Origin of the sequence: Methylobacterium sp., assembly GCF_019750675.1 — a bacterium.
Classification (GTDB): domain Bacteria; phylum Pseudomonadota; class Alphaproteobacteria; order Rhizobiales; family Beijerinckiaceae; genus Methylobacterium.
In genome coordinates this window covers 1-2,187 of sequence record NZ_JAIEOF010000061.1, presented here as the reverse complement: position 1 = coordinate 2,187, position 2,187 = coordinate 1, and the positions used below count along the sequence as shown (strand labels likewise).

General features: G+C 67.3%; 2 protein-coding genes. Both read left to right on the top strand.

The window, feature by feature from the left end; translation table 11 throughout:
• The coding region (locus K2X24_RS03075) for a hypothetical protein (RefSeq protein ID WP_292494539.1) at positions 1 to 1,246 on the top strand (1,246 nt) is incomplete at its 5' end.
• A 32-nt stretch (positions 1,247 to 1,278) separates the two neighbouring features.
• The coding region (locus tag K2X24_RS03070) for a hypothetical protein (protein WP_292494537.1) at positions 1,279 to 2,187 on the top strand (909 nt) is incomplete at its 3' end.

The following is a 2,187-nucleotide window of genomic DNA, read 5'->3' as shown; positions in this document are numbered from 1 at the left end:
GGTCGGGGACGCGGTTGTGCCGGGGCCGGTCCTCTTCACCGTCACGACCAGGAACGGCGAGACGGTTTACGAAGGCAAGGGCACCGAGGTGACGCCGGAGCTGGTGCCCGGCGCCTACAGGGTGCGTGTGACGATCGCAAATGCTCGCACCGATGCCGATGTGAGGATAACGGGCGCAGCCGACGAACGGCACGACCTCGCCCTCGCGGCCGGGCTTGCCAGCCTCTCGGTCATCGCCGCGCAGGGGCTCGATCTCAAGGACACGGACCTCAAGGGCGATCCAACCTGGACGCTGCAGCCGAAGGACGGGCAGGCTCCGGCCGAACTCGATCCCGTGCTGGCGCCTTCGGCGATGCTGGCGCCGGGCCGCTATGACGTCGCGGTGACCTTGGGCGGCTTCACGGCACGACAGGAATTCACCGTCACCGCCGGCAAGCCGGTGCAGGCGACGCTCAACCTCGGTCTCGGCAAGGTGACGCTCGAGGCCAGCGTGGCGGGAGCCGATCGCCCAATAGACAGCGGAGCCGGCCTGTCCTGGTCGCTGGAGTCTGCGAAGGCAGGAGTGCCGCCACTGCGCGCCGAGGCCATCGCGCAGCCGACCTTTCTGGTTGCAGCAGGCCCCTACAAGGCACAACTCTTCATCGCGGGCGCGACACTCTCCCGGGATGTCGGCGCAGAGCCCGGCAAGGTCGTGACCGCTCGGTTCGAACTGCCATCGGCCGAACTGGTGCTGACCGGCGCGCTAGGCCCCGGCGCCCCACCCTTCTCGGACTGGCGAGACGCGACGTGGACGGTGCGACCGGTGAAACTCATCGGCGACGTGAAGGCCGGGCCGGCCCTCGAAAACAAGGCCGAAGCCTCCCCCGCCGTCGTCCTGACGCCGGGCGAATGGGAGGTGACGCTGGTTTCCGGCGGGGCCAGCACAACACGACGCATCACGGTCGCGCCGGGGGCCAAGGCGGCCGAGCGCATCGACCTCGCGGCCGGACGACTGTCTGTCTCGGCGGCGCCACCGGGCGATGCGCCGCCCCCGCTCAATGTCGTGATCTCCTTTTTCCCCGGCACGCCGGGCGGAACCTTTGCTGAAAAGCCGATCGTCGAGGCCGGAACGCGACGTGACTTCGCGTCCATTCTTCCGGCAGGCCGATACCGGATCGCCGCAGCCGACGAGACGGGCCGCACCGGCACGGCGGTCGTCGAGTTGAAAGCAGGCGAAAGCACCACGCAGGAAATTGCTCTCAAGTGACTGTTCCCCGACCTTCAACAAGCGAGATTGCCATGCGCATCCTGATGCTTCTGGGTCTGCTCTGTCTTTCGGTTCCCGCTCTCGCCCAACCCGATCCGGAGGCGGAGGCCATCCCGGAAGTCTATGTTGGCTCGCAACCGGTGATGGTGTTGAAGATTGCGGAACCCGAGGTCCTCGAGCCCGTCGCCCCGTTCGCTCCGCAGTTGATGGAACTCATCGCCATTACCGGGCAGATACAACGCTGGACGAAGAATTCGCAGAACGTGGCGAGCAGCTCGCAGGACAGGATCAAGCAGCTGGAAGACCAGGTCGCGAGCCTGAAGAAGGCCGTGGAGGAGTTGCAGAACCGGCAGCCCGGCGGCACGCCAGGCCCCACGGCGGACGACAAGCGGCTGGCGGCGCTCGAGGCGCGGGTGGCCAAGCTTGAGGAACAACAGGGAAGCTTCAAGGCGCCCTTCAAGGTCGTGAACGCGTCGGGCGTGGCGCTGTTCACCGTGGCCGAGGACGGGCGCATCACCGTGGGCACCGACGGACAGGCCGCCATCGTCATGAAGGCAACGGGCGCAGACAATGCCCTGATCCAGCTGTCCGCCGGATCGAAGAAGATGCTGATGCTGACCGATGGCGGCAGCGGCTCCAAGCTCCAGCTCAACGACGGAGCAGAAGCGGCCGTCGAGCTGAACGCGTCCCAGGGCAACAACGGCTTTGTCCGGGTGGCCGGCGGGAAATCCCTGGCGATCATCAATGCCGATCCTTCGAACGCCGCGACCTTCAACCTGCAGGGTGGCCCGGACGGCGGCCTCGCTCTGTCCTCCAAGCCCGACAATCTCGGACTGCTGGTCCAGAAGGCCGGCAAGAACGCCGCCTCGCTCGGCGCCCTGCCCGGAAAGGGCGTGGCGCTCCGCCTCTTTTCGGACGCCGGCCAGCAGGTTGTGGCGGCT